Annotated in this window: 8 protein-coding genes, 1 tRNA gene and 2 rRNA genes; 3 read left to right on the top strand and 8 right to left on the bottom strand. The window is 64.1% G+C overall.

Annotation, left to right across the window (positions count from 1 at the left end):
• Positions 1 to 35: 35 nt before the first annotated feature.
• The 4 genes from M0208_RS11755 to M0208_RS11740 form a co-directional block, all read right to left on the bottom strand.
• A complete protein-coding gene (locus M0208_RS11755; protein WP_258891880.1) occupies positions 36 to 1103 on the bottom strand; it encodes a carotenoid 1,2-hydratase in 1068 nt (355 codons plus the stop codon).
• The gene (locus M0208_RS11750; RefSeq protein WP_258891879.1) at positions 1103 to 3628 is read right to left on the bottom strand and encodes an ABC transporter permease; all 2526 of its coding nucleotides are present in this window, start codon (positions 3626 to 3628) and stop codon (positions 1103 to 1105) included. The genes M0208_RS11755 and M0208_RS11750 overlap by 1 nt, the downstream gene beginning before the upstream one ends.
• On the bottom strand, positions 3621 to 4346 hold the full coding sequence (locus M0208_RS11745) for an ABC transporter ATP-binding protein (RefSeq protein ID WP_258891878.1): 726 nt from the start codon (positions 4344 to 4346) through the stop codon (positions 3621 to 3623). The genes M0208_RS11750 and M0208_RS11745 overlap by 8 nt, the downstream gene beginning before the upstream one ends.
• Before the next feature lie 108 nt (positions 4347 to 4454).
• Positions 4455 to 5045, bottom strand: a complete 591-nt coding sequence (locus M0208_RS11740; RefSeq protein WP_258891877.1) for a TetR/AcrR family transcriptional regulator — start codon at positions 5043 to 5045, stop codon at positions 4455 to 4457.
• Between the two features lie 130 nt (positions 5046 to 5175).
• Here M0208_RS11740 and M0208_RS11735 point away from each other — a divergent pair, with 130 nt between their 5' ends.
• From M0208_RS11735 to M0208_RS11725, 3 genes are all read left to right on the top strand, one after another.
• A complete protein-coding gene (locus M0208_RS11735) occupies positions 5176 to 8598 on the top strand; it encodes an acyl-[ACP]--phospholipid O-acyltransferase (protein ID WP_258891876.1) in 3423 nt (1140 codons plus the stop codon).
• A 69-nt stretch (positions 8599 to 8667) separates the two neighbouring features.
• Positions 8668 to 9294 carry an OB-fold-containig protein gene (locus M0208_RS11730; RefSeq protein WP_309547004.1) on the top strand — a complete coding sequence of 209 codons (627 nt, stop codon included), beginning with the start codon at positions 8668 to 8670 and terminating at the stop codon, positions 9292 to 9294.
• A 36-nt stretch (positions 9295 to 9330) separates the two neighbouring features.
• On the top strand, positions 9331 to 11085 hold the full coding sequence (locus M0208_RS11725; protein WP_258891875.1) for a flotillin family protein: 1755 nt from the start codon (positions 9331 to 9333) through the stop codon (positions 11083 to 11085).
• 206 nt (positions 11086 to 11291) lie between these two features.
• Here M0208_RS11725 and M0208_RS18575 read toward each other — a convergent pair whose 3' ends face one another.
• The 4 genes from M0208_RS18575 to M0208_RS11705 form a co-directional block, all read right to left on the bottom strand.
• Positions 11292 to 11720, bottom strand: coding sequence for a hypothetical protein (locus tag M0208_RS18575; protein ID WP_408988092.1), 429 nt, complete (start codon positions 11718 to 11720; stop codon positions 11292 to 11294).
• A gap of 425 nt (positions 11721 to 12145) precedes the next feature.
• Positions 12146 to 12222, bottom strand: a tRNA-Met gene (locus M0208_RS11715).
• A gap of 124 nt (positions 12223 to 12346) precedes the next feature.
• Positions 12347 to 12461: ribosomal RNA gene (gene rrf, locus M0208_RS11710) — 5S ribosomal RNA — on the bottom strand.
• A gap of 176 nt (positions 12462 to 12637) precedes the next feature.
• Positions 12638 to 15433, bottom strand: a 23S ribosomal RNA gene (locus tag M0208_RS11705).
• Positions 15434 to 15555: the final 122 nt, after the last annotated feature.

Raw genomic sequence — 15555 nt, 5'->3', positions numbered from 1 at the left:
CGCAATTGCCGTCACATCGACATTACATCGTGCCGCTACATCGACAGGGCCTTGTAATACCCTGTCAGCTCCAGATAGCCGCGCCCGCCCGGCGTCTTCACCGCCCCTTCCCAATAAACCGGCAACCCGCTCGATCGCGCATCCAGTTCCTGCGCGGCGAACATCGGCGTCAGCCGGCGCGTCATCACCTTTCCGTCGACCCGGATGCTGACGTCCTGCATGACCGGATAGGTCGCGCCGGTCGCCCGGCTTCGCCATATCGCGACCGGCCGGAACGCCACGTCGCCGGGTCCGAGCACCACCGTCCGCCCATCGGGCCGCCGCACCGATCCGCCCGCCCATAACGTGCCGCCCCCCTTGCGCCGGATTCGGAACGCCATCAGCGCCGAACCGTCGTCAAGATTCAGGCCGGTCCAGTCCCAGCCCTGCGCGGTCGGCGCAAGATAATTGGAGGACCATTCACGATCGAGCCAGGCCTCCCCGGTGACCGCGATCGGCCGGCCGCCGACACGCACATTTCCGGACACCTTCAGATGCGGCACCGAATAATAATGGCTCGCTTCGTCGGGACGCGGTCCCTTCCGGCTGTAGCCCCCCTGCCCCTGCGGCAATGGCGGCTGGGTGGGCCGGAACGCCAGCGCAAGCTGGAAACCGTCCGCGACCACGGTCGTCCGCCAGCGTCCGTCCGCCGCCCGCCGCAATCGCCAGTCGCGGATCGCCACGTCCGCGTCGCCGATCCGCGCCGATGCGAGCCCGAATCCCTGCCGCGCGGCCCGCTCGCCGTGCAACAGGCGCTTGGTTGACGGGTCCGACAAAGCGGCGTGCGCGAACAGAACCTGCCCGGCGGTGAAGCGGCTGGGATTGGTCGCATCCACCGGCGGCCTGGTGCGAAAGAACGTCACCTGGAAGCCGAGATCTTTCCCGTCTGCCGTCTTGAGCCAGCCGGTGACGTACCACCATTCGGTGCGGAACGATGGATGCGCGCCGTGATCGGCCGGGAAACGCAAGCCGATGCCGGGCCGCACCTGCGGGTAAGGCGTTGCGGCCGGCGCCGCCACGGCGACCGCCGCCAGCCAGCCGGTCATCATCGCCAACCGCTTCATCACCAATCCTCCCGAACCGACGTGATCGCGCTACGCGCCGTCGCGCTACGTCCGGCCAGCACCGCCGTTACCGCCGCCGCGCCCGTCAATGCCGCGGCGACCCCGATCAACGTGCCCGTCGGTACGCGTGTCGTCATGGTCCAGTTGAACGACTGCGGATTGATGACGTGGATCAGCACCTGCGCCAGGACCAGGCCGAGACCGATGCCCGCAAGCGCACCCGTTAATCCGACGATCGCGCCCTCGGTCGCCAGCATCGAGGTTAGCTGTCCCCGAGTAAACCCCAGATGACGGAGCATACCGAATTCACGTTCGCGGGCGATGGTCTGCGCCGACATCGTCGCCGCGACGCCCGCCAGTCCGACCAGGATCGCCACCGCCTCCAGCAGATAGGTGACCGCAAAGCTGCGGTCGAACAGCGTCAACGCCAAACGCCGCAACATCGTGGGCCGCGCGATTTCCATTTGCCCACGCAGCGCGGGCGGAAGCCGGGCGGTCAGGTCGCTGGCGACGCGCCCGGCGTCCTGACCGAACGCCAGTATCACCGACATCTCGTCGCGGCCCTCATCCCCGGTCAGGCGCTGATAGTCGCCTTCGTCGATCAGCACCGCGCCCGCCTGCCGGCCATAATCGCGCCAGACACCGGCGACGAAGAACCGGGTGCGACCGGCGATCGGCAGCTCGATCGTCTCGCCAGCGTCCCAGCCGTACAGCCGCTGGGCGGGTTCCGAGACCCACACAGGTAACGCATTGGCGGGCAGCGATGGCGCGCGCTCGATCAGTACCAGCAACGGATCGCGGCCGTTGCGCTCCGGCCGTGCGATCAGGCTGACCGGCGGCCGGTCGGCGGCGATCGTCAGCGGCAGTTGTCGGCTGAACGCCACAGTCGCAATGCCGGGTGTGGCGGCCAACCTCGCGCGTGTCGCGGGATCGAACGATGCCCCGGTGGTCGTGCGCGCGTACAGATCGGCGCCCAGCACGTCGCCCAGCCAGTCGTCGACCGCGCCGCGGAAGCTGGTCACCATCGTCGCCATCGCGATCATCAGCGCGGTGGAGGCGACGATGCCGCACAGCGCGGTCGCCGCCTCGTTTGGCGCGCCGTGGAGGTGGCGGACGGCCAAGAGGCGCGGAACGTTTGTCCCACCGCGACGCGCGATCGGTGACAGCAGCGTGCGGGCGAACCACGGCACGCCGGCCACGCCGCCCGCCAGCATCAGCGCCATGCCGGCAAAGCCGAACAGCGGCAGCCCGTCGATCGCCGGTAGCAGCGATGCGCCAGCGCCTGCCGTCAGCAACGCTACGGCCGGCCACCATTTGACCGCGCGGCGCGGATCGAGCACATCGCCCGCATTCTTCAGCGCAGCCGCCGGTGCGGCGCGGGCGGCGATGCGGGCTGGCAATATGCTCCCCAGACACGCCGCCAGCACGCCGAGCGCGAAAAACCCAGACGCCGCGACCGGCTGAAACACCACCCGCGCGCCGCCGCCACCGAAATAGCCCGCGCCAAGATCGCCTCCGAACCAGTGCAGCGCGGCCCAGGCAAGCCCGTAGCCCGCCACCAGGCCGACTGCGGAGCCGGCCAGACCGATCGCCGCGCCCTCCAGAACGACCGCGGTCACGACGCCGCCGCGCCGCATGCCGAGCGTCCTGAGCAGGGCGAACGCGCGCTGGCGGCGAACCACCGACAGCGATTGCGCCGAATAGACCAGGAAGCCGCCGGTGAGCAGCGCCACCAGCGCGAGCATATCCAGGTTCACCCGGTACGCGCGCGACAGCGCGTCGCCCTGCGCATTCTGTGCGGCGGGGGTGGACAGGACCGTGTCCGCAGGAAGCAGCGCCCGCAAGGCAGGCTCGGCCAGGGTCCGGTCGGACAGCGCCAGGTCCAGCCGATCGATGCGGCCCAGCCGCCCGAAGCGCCACTGCGCCGCGGCGATGTCGATGACGCCGACCGCCGCCTCTCCCGAAGCAGGCAGCGTGCCCGCGATCCGCAGCGGCGCGGTCCTCCCGTTCGCGACGACCTGTACGGTCGAACCCACGCGCGCGCCGCTCTGCGTCATGGCGCTCCGGGAAAGAAACAGCGCCGCCTCATCGAACACCGCGTCGTTCTGCGTGTCTTGACCGGTCGGGCGCATCCCGATCAGCGACGGCGTCACCGCCGCGGCCCGGATCACGTCGACACCCAACAGGACGATGCGCGCGCGGCCGATCCGCGCGTCGAGTCTGACGACCGGACTTGCGTCCGCGACCCCGCTCGCAGCCACGACGCGCGGGTAGATGCGCTCGTCGAAGCCGAGCGGGCTGGTCGCGCGGATCGAAAGCGCCGCGGCTCCGCTGACGCCGCGCATCGCGCCATCGAACGACGCCAGCGCCGACCCGTTGACGAGATGTACCGCAAAACCGAGCGCGACGCCGACGGCGATCGCGATCGCCGTGGTCAGAAAACGCGCCGGATGAGCGCGCCACTCGCCACCGATCAGCCAGCGCAGCGCCAGCCTTCCCGAGATCGCCCCAGAATGCTCAGTCACGCCGCTCGACCAGCCCGTCCGCGCCCAGCGTCAGCACCCGGTCGGCGATCGCCGCGCTGGTTTCGGAGTGCGTCACCATCACGCCGGCCGAGCCGTTACCGCGCACCGCTTCGGCGAACAGCGCCAGTACGCGCGCCGCCGTGGCGGGATCGAGGTTGCCGGTCGGTTCGTCCGCCAGGATCAGCGCGGGCCGATGCACCAGCGCGCGCGCAATGGCGACCCGCTGCAATTCGCCGCCCGACAGGTCACGCGCATAGCCGTCGCCTCGACCCTCCAGGCCGACGGCATCCAGCATCGCGTCCGCCCGGCGGTCGGCAGCCGCCGCATCCGGCGACACCAGCGCCAAGGGCAGTGCGACGTTCTGGCGGAGCGTAAGGTACGGCAGGATGTGAAAGGCCTGAAACACGAAGCCGATCCGTTCCCGGCGCACCCGTGTACGCGCGGTCTCGTCGAGCGACCCGAGTTCGACCCCGTCGATCACGACGCTGCCCCCGTCCGCGTCGTCGAGGCCCGCCAGGATGTTGAGAAGGGTGGATTTGCCGACCCCGGATTCGCCGACGATCGCGACGAGCTCGCCTGCGTTTATGGTAAGGTCGAGATGCCTGAAGAGCCGCCGTGGTCCGGGCACCGACTTGGACAGATCGCGTACGTCCAGAAGCGGCGGCGGCCCCGGCCTGCGCTCGGGCTTCTGCTCTCCGTTACAGCGACCTTCGGGCATGTTCATCGATCCGTTTGCTGTGCGCGGATCGCGGTCGCGCCGACGACACCTCCCTATAACCGGTCGGACAGCGAAGCGTCAGTAACAGTTTCACGGAGAATGCCGACGTCAGCCTTGTCCCGCCAACGCTTCGCGGACCCGTTTCAGCGCGGCGACCTCCGGCGCGGCTTCGCCCATCAGCGCCCACGCGCCGCTGATCGCGAAGGCGCAGTGGCCGTGGACGGTCGCGATGAGCGAGCGGGATAACGCTGCGACCGCTTCATCGGGAACGCGCCCCAATGCTCGCGCGACTTCCTGCACCACGATCTCCGTCAGAACGCCGCGCGCCGCCCGGTCCGCTTCGGGCAATGCCATCTCATCGGGCAGATGGTGGCCGTAGATCGCGCTCCAACGATGCACGTTGGCGCGCGCGAAGCTGAAATAGCCTTCGACCAGCACGGCAATGCGGTCATCGCTTGCTTGTTCGAAGTGCAAACGCAGGTGTTCGGCCCACAGCCCGAAGGTTTGCGTGTTGATCGCCATCACCAGCCGATCATAGCTGCCAAACACGTTGTGGATCGTGCCGATCGAATAGCCGATCCGTTTGGCGACCTCGCGCGCCGAAAAGCGCGCGAGTCCAACCTCCGCCATCAGCGCCGCGCCGGTGGCGAGGATCAGCGCCTCCAGTTCCTCGCGGCTGTGATCCGATCGCCTGCCCATATCTCCGCTTAACCATTAAAATGAGCAGTGTCTAATTTAGATATTGAACAGCGATCAGTTTATGCTATCTCCAATACGCTTTCCGTTAAGTTTTCGTCGCTAGCCAACCCGCTCAAGGGGAATTGTACTCATGTCGGCACCGGATTTTTCGCTGCTCGCGAAGCGCCGCTTCGGCCCGTTGTTCGTCGTCCAGTTCCTGGGCGCGTTCAACGATAACCTGTTGAAGTTCGCGCTGCTGTTCCTCGCCAATTTCGTCATCTACCGCGCAGCGCCGGAGAAAGCCGAGCTGCTCGCGCTGGTGTCGACCGGGCTGTTCATTCTGCCGTACTTCCTGCTGTCCGCGCTCGCCGGGCAGCTCGCCGACAAATGGGACAAGGCGTGGCTGGTCCGCGCGGTAAAGACGGCCGAGGTTGGCATCATGGCGCTCGCGCTGGCCGGGTTCTGGTTCGGATCGATCCCAATATTGCTCGGCTGCCTGTTTCTGATGGTGGTGCATTCGACGATCTTCGGACCGGTCAAATATTCGATCCTGCCGCAGCATCTCAGGACTCACGAGTTGATGGGCGGCACCGGGCTGATCGAGGCGGGCACGTTCATCGCGATCCTCGCCGGGCAATTGCTCGGCGGCCTGATCGCGCCGTGGGAGGCGGGGCTTGTCGCGACCGGCGTGGCATTGCTGGGGCTGGCCATGAGTTTCGCGGTTCCCGCCGCGCCGTCGGCGGATCCGGGGCTGCCGATCGAGCGCAACATCTTCAAGGGCACGTGGAAGATCCTGTCGGTCGCGCATGGCGGCCGCGGCGTGTGGCTCGCGATCCTCGGCATCAGCTGGTTTTTCTCGGTCGGCGCGATCCTGTTGTCCGAATTCGCGCCGTTGGTCAGCGGCACGCTGGGCGCGGGGGCGAGCGTCGTCACCTTGTTCCTGCTGGTGTTCTCGATCAGCGTCGCGATCGGATCCCTGGTGGTGAACAAGCTGCTGAAGGGCGAGGTTTCCGCACGCTACGTGCCCATCTCGGCGCTCGCGCTCGCCCTGTTCCTGATCGATCTGTGGATCGCGACGCGCACGTTCGTGGCCGTCACGCCGAATGCGAGCGTCGAAGCGTTTCTCGCCACCGCGGGAAGCTGGCACATATTGATCGCGCTGGCCGGCATCGCGTTCGCCGGCGGTATCTTCATCGTGCCGCTCTACGCGATCCTGCAGACCAAGAGCGCACCCGAACAACGCTCGCGAATCATCGCCGCCAACAACATCGTCAACGCCAGCGTCACCGTGCTGCTGGTGGCGATCGTCACCGCGTTGCTGGCGATGGGGACGAGCGTGCCGGGTGTCATCGGTGCGCTCGGCTTCGCCACGCTCGCGATTGCGCTGATCTCGTGCTGGCTGCTGCCAGAGACGCTGTTCAAGGCGCTGATCCGCGGCCTGCTCGTCGCGCTCTACCGCGTCGATGTCCACGGCGCTGAAAACATGCCGCAGCCGGGCCAGCGCGCGGTGGTGGTGGTCAATCACGTCTCGTTCCTCGACGGCCTGCTGCTCGCCGCGTTCCTGCCCGGCAAGCCGACCTTCGCGATCCACAGCCGGATCGCGCGCGCGTGGTGGGTGCGCCCGTTCCTCGGCATGTTCGACGCCTTCCCGGTCGATCCGCTGAACCCGATGGCGGCGAAAGCGATGGTGAAGGCGGTGCGAGAGGGGCGGACGCTGGTGATCTTCCCAGAAGGGCGCATCACCGTGACCGGCGCGCTGATGAAGGTGTTCGACGGCCCCGGCATGGTCGCGGACAAGGCCGATGCGCCGATCGTCCCGGTCCGCATCGCGGGCGCGCAATACAGCCCCTTCTCACGGTTGCGCGGCAAGGTGCGTCTCAAGACCTTCCCCAAGATCGATCTGACGATCCTGCCGCCGCGACACTTCGCGATCCCCGGCGAGATGAGCGCGCGCGAACGCCGCGCCGCCGCCGGGCGCAAGCTGTACGACGTGATGAGCGACATGATCTTCGCGACGTCGGACATCGACCGCACGCTGTATCAGGCGCTGATCGACGCCAAGGACATTCACGGCGGTCACGCGCCGATCGTCGAGGACGTGAAGCGTGATCCGCTGAGTTATGGCCGGTTGCTGACCGGCAGCCTGGCGCTGGCGCGGCCGTTCGCGGCGATGACGAAGCCGGGCGAGGCGGTCGGCGTGCTGCTGCCCAACGTGAATGCGGTCGTGGCGACGTTCTTCGCGCTGCAGGCGATCGGGCGCGTAACCGCGATGCTCAACTACACCGCGGGGCTGACCAATTTGAAGGCGGCGTGCACCGCGGCCGAAATCCGCACGATCCTGACCGCGCACGCCTTCGTCGATCAGGCGAAGCTGGGCGAGGTGATCGCCGGGCTGGAGGCGACCGGGATCGCCGTGCGCTATCTGGAGGATATCGGCGCGGACATCACGCCGCTGGCCAAGCTGCGTGCGCTGGTCGCGACGCGCTGGGCGGGGCGGCTCCACCGCCGCCACCGCGTGTCACCCGATGCGCCCGCGGTGATCCTGTTCACCAGCGGATCGGAGGGACTGCCGAAGGGCGTTGTCCTCACCCACCGCAATCTGCTCGCCAACTGTCAGCAATTGTCCGCGCGGATCGATTTCAACCGGTCCGACGTGGTGCTCAACGCGCTGCCGGTGTTCCACAGCTTCGGGCTGACCGGCGGCACCCTGCTGCCGATCCTGTCGGGGGTGAAGACATTGCTCTACCCCAGCCCGCTGCATTACCGGATCGTCCCCGCGCTCGCCTATGATGCGAATGCGACGATCCTGTTCGGCACCGACACGTTCCTGTCGGGCTATGCGCGGATGGCGCACGGCTACGATTTCTATTCGCTGCGCTACATATTTGCGGGGGCGGAACGCGTGCGCGACGAGACGCGGCGGACCTATGCCGAGAAATTCGGGCTGCGCATCCTCGAAGGCTATGGCGCGACCGAAGCCGCGCCGGTGATCGCGGTCAATACACCGATGCATTTCCAGGCCGGATCGGTCGGGCGTTTGCTGCCGGGCGTCGAGGCGAAGATAGATCCGGTGCCGGGGATAGAAGAGGGCGGTCGCCTGTCGATCCGCGGACCGAACATTATGGCGGGGTATCTGAAGGCCGATGCGCCGGGCGTGCTCCAGCCGCCGATCGACGGCTGGCACGACAGCGGCGACATCGTCACGATCGACGCGGCGGGCTTCGTCACCATCCGCGGCCGCGCGAAGCGCTTCGCCAAGATCGGCGGCGAGATGGTCTCGCTGCCCGCGGTCGAGGGTTATGCGGCGAAGCTGTGGCCCGCCGCCGAACACGCGGTCGTCACGCGGCCCGACGCGCGCAAGGGCGAACAACTCGTGATGTTCACCACGCAGGCCGGGGCGGTCGCGCCCGACCTGCAGGCGTGGGGCCGTACCAACGGCATCACCGAACTGGCGCTGCCGCGCGACATCCGCATCGTCGCGGCGCTGCCGGTGCTGGGTACGGGCAAGCTCGACTACGTCACGATGGGCGAGATGGCGGCGGTGCAGTCGGCAAAGCCGGAAATGGCGGAATGAACGGCCGCTCCGGGTCGCAGCGATGTTGCGACAAGTCGTTGACCGGCCTAGCATTCGTCGGGGGGTACTATGGCCATGTTCGCGGCGTTTCTGACACCTGAATACGCGCCGTTCGCGATCGCTTTCGTCGTGATGATCGGCATCGGCCTGATCGAGGGCGTCGGGCTGGGGCTTGGCCATCTCGATCTTGACGCTGAGGTCGGCGGCGATGCGGAGGGCGGCGGCTTGCTCGACTGGCTAGGGCTGGGTGGCGAGCTTCCGATCCTGATCTGGCTGACGTCTTTGCTCGGCTGCTTCACGCTGTCGGGACTCGCGATCCAGCAGGGCGCGACCGCGTTTTTCGGCGGGCCGCTGCACTGGGGCCTGGCCGTCGGCGGTGCGACCTTGATCGGCGTGATCCTCAACACCTTCACCGCGAACGGCCTCGCGCGGATCATGCCCGGCTATGAATCGACCGTCATCTCGTCCGACGATCTGCTGCGGCAGCGTGGGCGTATTCTCGACGGCGCGGCGCGGCGCGGTCATCCGGCGCGCGCGAAGGTCGTCGACCATCACGGGCAGGCGCATTTCATCATGGTCGAGCCGCACGACGATGGCGGTGTGATCGCGCACGGGCAGACGGCGCTGATCGTCCGGCGCGAGGGCAGTATTTTCTACGCGCTTCCGGATGCCGACGCCTTGCTGCAATCCATCTGAACTATCGCGACAAATGAACTCTGGGGGAGGCCATCCGTGCCCGCATCTTTGCTGACTATCCTGATCTACGCCGGCATCATCCTGTTCGCGCTCGTCGTGATCGGCATCATCCTGACCCGCCTCTACCGCCGCGCGACGAAGGACGTCGCGCTGATCCGCACCGGATTCGGCGGCGAGAAGGTAGTGCTCAACGGCGGGATCATGGTCATTCCGGTGCTGCACGAACTGATGCAGGTCCGCCTGACGACGGTGAAGCTGGAGGTGTCGCGCCTCAACAAGGACGCGCTGATCACGCTCGACAAATTGCGCGTCGATGTCGTCGGGCTGTTCCACATCAAGGTGAAGCCGGACGCCGAATCGATCGCCGCCGCGGCGCAGACATTGGGCGACGCGGTCAACAGCCCCGATGCGGTGAAGTCGCTGCTCGACGGCAAGCTCGTGTCCGCGCTGCGCTCGGTCGCCGCGACGATGACGATGGAGCATCTCCACGCCAACCGCGCCGACTTCATCCAGAAGGTGCAGGAGGCGCTGATGACCGATCTGGACATGAACGGCTTCCAGCTGGAATCGGTCAGCATCACGCATTTCGACCAGACCGCGTTCGAGCATTTCAACGAGAATAACGCGTTCGACGCCGAGGGGCTGACCGTGCTCACCCGCACGATCGAGGAGCGCAAGAAGATCCGCAACGACATCGTCGCGACCAACCGTGTCGAGATCGAACAGCGCAACCTGGACGCCAACAACCAGTCGCTCGAAATCGCGCAGGCCGCCGAACAGGCGCGGTTGCTGCAAGAGCAGACGCTCGCCGCACGCCGTGCCGAACAGGCGACCGCGATCGCTACCGCCGAGGCGGAGCAGACCCGTCTCGCCGAGATCGCGCGCATTACGGCCACGCAGGCGCAGACCGTCGCGCAGACCGAGGCCGACAAGATCATCCAGACCGCGACGATCGCACGTGACGGCGCAATCCAGACCGCGACGATCGAGCGCGACCGCACGATCGAGATCGCGCGCATCACGACTGCGGTGCAGACCGCGCAGAAGTCCGAGGAAGAATCGACCGCGGCCGCCGCGGCCAACGAAGCGCGCGCGCACGCCGTACGCGCGGAGGAAAGCGTCGCTACGGCCAAAGCGACCGAAATCGCCAACCGCAACAAGAACGTCGCCGTCATCGCCGCCACGCAGCGTGCGCAGGAAGAAGCGGTCGGCATCACCGTCGCCGCCTCGGCCGAGAAGGAAGCCGCCGAGGCGCGCGCCAGTGCGATGCGGACCGAGGCGACCGCGGAGGCCGATGCGGAAAAGGCGCGCGCGGAAGGCCGCGAGGCTGCGTTCAAGGTTGATGCGGCGGGTCAGGCCTCGCTGAACGAAGCGACCAACATCCTGAACGATGCGCAGACCGCGCTGCTGGTGCGCCGCGCAATGCTCGAAGCGCTGCCCGCCATCATCGCCGCGGCCAGCAAGCCGATGGAGAGCATCGACAAGATCCACATCCTCGACGCCCGCGGCCTCCATGGCGACGGCGGGGGCGATGCCGGTGCCGGGGTCGGTCTGGGAAATCTCGCCGATGCCGCTGTCGCCGCGGCGATGCGCTACCGGGTCGGCGGGCCGCTGATCGATGGGTTGATGGCCGAGCTGGGCATGGACGGAGGATCACTGAACGGTCTGCTCGCCGGGAGCGGCGCGTCTGCTAGCACGGTCCAGCCATCGGAACGATCGAGCGGAGCGACGACGTTTCGCCCATCGCGGGCTGCGCCGGTCAACGGGGGCGCGGTTCCCGCAAAAGACTGAACGAAACACGCGATCGACAGACTTGCTGCTCCACCCGGAAAGTACGCCATGCGTGTCTTCGGGTGTTGATCCGGTTACCTTCTGTTCGCCAAGACCGTCGCGATCTACGCTATGCGCAAGGAATACTGGCACATGAGCTTGCGACGGCCAGCAGGATCAGCACGGACAGCATGTGTATGAAATTCCACGCCAACCGGCTTGGTCCGCTATCGCTCGACGGCAATATACTGGCTCATGATCAGGGCCGAGGCATATATCCACCATGCGCTGAGGGCAGCTAGGCTGATAGCGGCGGCGTAGGTGGCAGCAAGTTTGCCGTAACGGGCGGCGACGCGGCGGAAATCCTTGATCCGGCAGAAGGCACGCTCGACGAGTTTGCGGCGTTTGCAGTCGATGCGATCGAAGGGATGCATGTGCTTGCGGCGGGGTTCATTGGGGATGACAGGGGTCGTGCCGCGGACGACCAGCAAATGACCAAGCGCGGCGCGGTCGACGGCGAACGTGCGAAATCGGGCAGCAGGCTGACGAGGCCGGAGCGACAGGCGCGTAGCGGTGCTCGCCCGGGGGTGATGGTAAGCCGAGAAGGCGTCCCAGCCAATCGACCAGCGCGTGCAGGTTAGTTGTTGGTTCACCACGCGAGTACCCTATGGCGTTGATATACCACTCCCTTTTCCGTCGGCCGTCGAACGGTGCATCGTGGCGCATGTGTTGTCGAGCATCAGCACGGCACGCGGACGTCCGGCGGCCGCCAGCGACTCGATCCTACGGCAGCCACGCGTTCTTCTTGGCATAGCGCACCCAGCGACTGTAACAGCGCCTTCCTCGGCTCGTAGCAGACCAGCGCAGTGGCCGACCGCCCGTCGCTAATCGGCACATGCACGATGCTCGAAATCACTTGCCGGTCACTAACCCGCGCGATGCCCCGCGTCTCCATCGACAGCAACGGCGCTACCGCCCAGGCGCTGATCTCGCGCTCATGGCTGCTTGGCTGCCATCCAAGCCCTAACGCAAGAAGGCCGCTCCCTTTCGGGAGCGGCCTTCTTTGCATGTGTGCTTACATTGGTTGCGGGGACAGGATTTGAACCTGTGACCTTCAGGTTATGAGCCTGACGAGCTACCGGGCTGCTCCACCCCGCGCCACCAATGAAGCCCGGCAAAGACGCAAACGCCTCCACAAATGCGGAGGCGCTGGCGCCCTCGCGGGCTAAGACAAGTGAATGAGTTCGTTTAATCCGTTTCCACATCGCTCACCAGCTACAATGCCTGGCGACGACCTACTCTTCCATCGCTTGAGCGATAGTACCATCGGCGCAATCGGGTTTCACGGCCGAGTTCGGGATGGGATCGGGTGGGACACCGACGCTATGATCACCAGGCAATGAAGCCGGTGAGCGTTGGGAAAACGGTTCTAAAATCGATGCACCTTGTCTGTCGACAAGCCGGAAAACCGGCCGTCGATTGCATTCGTAACATTATCTGGCGTCGAGCTGATCATCCGACATAGCGGACAGTGACTGAGCGTAAACCCAGAGCTGTCGCTGATGGCGGGACTCTCAAGCGCGAATAGGACAATTAGTATCGGTTAGCTCCATGGATTACTCCACTTCCACATCCGATCTATCAAGGTCGTGGTCTCCGACCGTCCTAAGAAATCTTATCTCGAGGGAGGCTTCCCGCTTAGATGCTTTCAGCGGTTATCCCGTCCATACATAGCTACCCAGCTGCGCTCTTGGCAGAACGACTGGTACACCAGAGGTATGTTCAACCCGGTCCTCTCGTACTAGGGTCAACTCCTCTCAAATTTCGACGCCCACGGCAGATAGGGACCAAACTGTCTCGCGACGTTCTGAACCCAGCTCACGTACCACTTTAATTGGCGAACAGCCAAACCCTTGGGACCTGCTCCAGCCCCAGGATGTGATGAGCCGACATCGAGGTGCCAAACAACCCCGTCGATATGAGCTCTTGGGGGTTATCAGCCTGTTATCCCCGGCGTACCTTTTATCCGTTGAGCGATGGCCCTTCCACGAGGGACCACCGGATCACTATGACCGACTTTCGTCTCTGCTCGACTTGTCAGTCTCGCAGTCAGGCGGGCTTATGCCATTGCACTCTAACAGACGGTTTCCAACCGTCCTGAGCCCACCATTGCGCGCCTCCGTTACTCTTTAGGAGGCGACCGCCCCAGTCAAACTACCCGCCACAGAGGGTCCCCGATCCAGTTTCATGGATCTGGGTTAGACATCAGAAAACAACAGGGTGGTATTTCACCTATGGCTCCACATCAGCTGGCGCCAATGCTTCAAAGCCTCCCACCTATGCTACACAGTTCTTTCCTAATGCCACTCTGAAGCTGCAGTAAAGGTGCACGGGGTCTTTCCGTCTAACCGCGGGTACTCCGCATCTTCACGGAGAATTCAATTTCGCTGAGCATGTCCTGGAGACAGTGGGGAAGTCGTTACGCCATTCGTGCAGGTCGGAACTTACCCGACAAGGAATTTCGCTACCTTAGGACCGTTATAGTTACGGCCGCCGTTTACCTGGGCTTCATTTCAGTGCTTGCACACCTCCACTTAACCTTCAGGCACCGGGCAGGCGTCAGGCCCTATACGTCGTCTTGAAGCCGACTTAGCAGAGCCCTGTGTTTTTGCTAAACAGTCGCTACCCCCTGGCCTGTGCCCCCTCAAAGTGCTTGCGCATAGTGAGGGCCTCCTTCTTCCGAAGGTACGGAGGCAATTTGCCGAGTTCCTTCAGGACACTTCTCTCAAGCGCCTTGGTATACTCTACCTGACCACCTGTGTCGGTTTCGGGTACGGTCTATACGGTGGGGCTATTTCCCGGGACAGCTTCGAAGCCAGCTCAATCCGATAAGAGCTGACAACACACACCATCCGTCACACACCACCAGGTCACGGAATATTAACCGTGTTCCCATCGACTACCCCCTTCGGGCTCGTCTTAGGGGCCGACTCACCCTGCGCGGATTAGCCTTGCGCAGGAACCCTTGGTCTTTCGGCGAGAGGGCATCTCACCCTCTTTATCGCTACTCATGTCTGCATTCGCACTTCCGATACCTCCACGACCCATTACCAGATCGCTTCAACGGCTTACGGAACGCTCCGCTACCGCGTGATCGTAAACGATCACACCCTAAGCTTCGGTGCATCACTTTAGCCCCGTTACATCTTCGCCGCAGAACCTCTTGATTAGACCAGTGAGCTGTTACGCTTTCTTTAAAGGATGGCTGCTTCTAAGCCAACCTCCTGGTTGTTTTGGAAGTTCCACATGCTTTCCCACTTAGTGATGACTTGGGGACCTTAGCTGTAGGTCAGGGCTGTTTCCCTTTTGACACCGGACCTTAGCACCCGATGTCTGTCTCCCGGATATCACTCGTTGGTATTCGGAGTTTGGTTAGAGTTGGTAGGTCTCGCGACCCCCGCATCCATCCAGTGCTCTACCCCCAACGGTGTCCATCCGAGGCACTACCTAAATAGTTTTCGCGGAGAACCAGCTATTTCCCGGCTTGATTGGCCTTTCACCCCTAAACACAGCTCATCCGATAACTTTTCAACGTTAATCGGTTCGGACCTCCAGTGCGTGTTACCGCACCTTCATCCTGGCCATGCCTAGATCGCCGGGTTTCGGGTCTAATACATCAAACTTAGTCGCCCTATTCAGACTCGCTTTCGCTGCGCCTACACCTACCGGCTTAAGCTTGCTTGATACATTAAGTCACAGACCCATTATACAAAAGGTACGCAGTCAGGGCACAAGACCCCTCCTACTGCTTGTAGGCAATCCGTTTCAGGTACTGTTTCACTCCCCTCATCGGGGTGCTTTTCACCTTTCCCTCACGGTACTAGTTCGCTATCGGTCATGTACGAGTATTTAGGCTTAGAGGGTGGTCCCCCTATGTTCAGACAGGATTACACGTGTCCCGCCCTACTCGAGTCCTGAATTCTCACTTTCGCATACGGGGCTGTCACCCGCTATGGCGCTACTTTCCAGAAGCTTCTGCTAGTTGAAATTCAGGCACTGGCCTGGTCCGCGTTCGCTCGCCACTACTAACGGAATCTCGGTTGATGTCTTTTCCTCCAGGTACTGAGATGTTTCAGTTCCCCGGGTTCGCTTCACCAAAGCCTATTTTATTCAGCTTAGTGATACCTGTCCCCATTTACCCCGCTCGTGATTACTCACGTTCGAGATAAATGGTGAAGGTGGGTTTCCCCATTCGGAAATCGTCGGGTCAATGCTTGCTCACAGCTCACCGACGCTTATCGCAGCGTGCCACGTCCTTCATCGCCTGTACATGCCAAGGCATCCACGAATTGCCCTTACCTCACGCTTGAGAGTCCGCACCACCAACGACAACGCTGGGTTGATCCCAAGAAGGAACCAACCAAAACTCGGCAGAGCAGCAAAGTCGCAGTATCTTGATGCGGATGATTGTAATCTCAGCCAGATTATTGT

It is taken from the genome of Sphingomonas sp. SUN019 (assembly GCF_024758705.1).
In the GTDB taxonomy this organism is placed as follows: Bacteria; Pseudomonadota; Alphaproteobacteria; order Sphingomonadales; family Sphingomonadaceae; genus Sphingomonas.
Note: the sequence above shows the minus strand (reverse complement) of the source record. Positions and strands in the feature narration are given on the sequence as shown.

Excerpts from the sequence above, each read along its gene's own strand:
- M0208_RS11755 (WP_258891880.1), bottom strand. The coding sequence starts at position 1,103 with ATGAAGCGGTTGGCGATGATGACCGGCTGGCTGGCGGCGGTCGCCGTG.
- M0208_RS11745 (WP_258891878.1), bottom strand. The coding sequence starts at position 4,346 with ATGCCCGAAGGTCGCTGTAACGGAGAGCAGAAGCCCGAGCGCAGGCCG.
- M0208_RS11740 (WP_258891877.1), bottom strand. The coding sequence starts at position 5,045 with ATGGGCAGGCGATCGGATCACAGCCGCGAGGAACTGGAGGCGCTGATC.
- M0208_RS11735 (WP_258891876.1), top strand. The coding sequence starts at position 5,176 with ATGTCGGCACCGGATTTTTCGCTGCTCGCGAAGCGCCGCTTCGGCCCG.
- M0208_RS11730 (WP_309547004.1), top strand. The coding sequence starts at position 8,668 with ATGGCCATGTTCGCGGCGTTTCTGACACCTGAATACGCGCCGTTCGCG.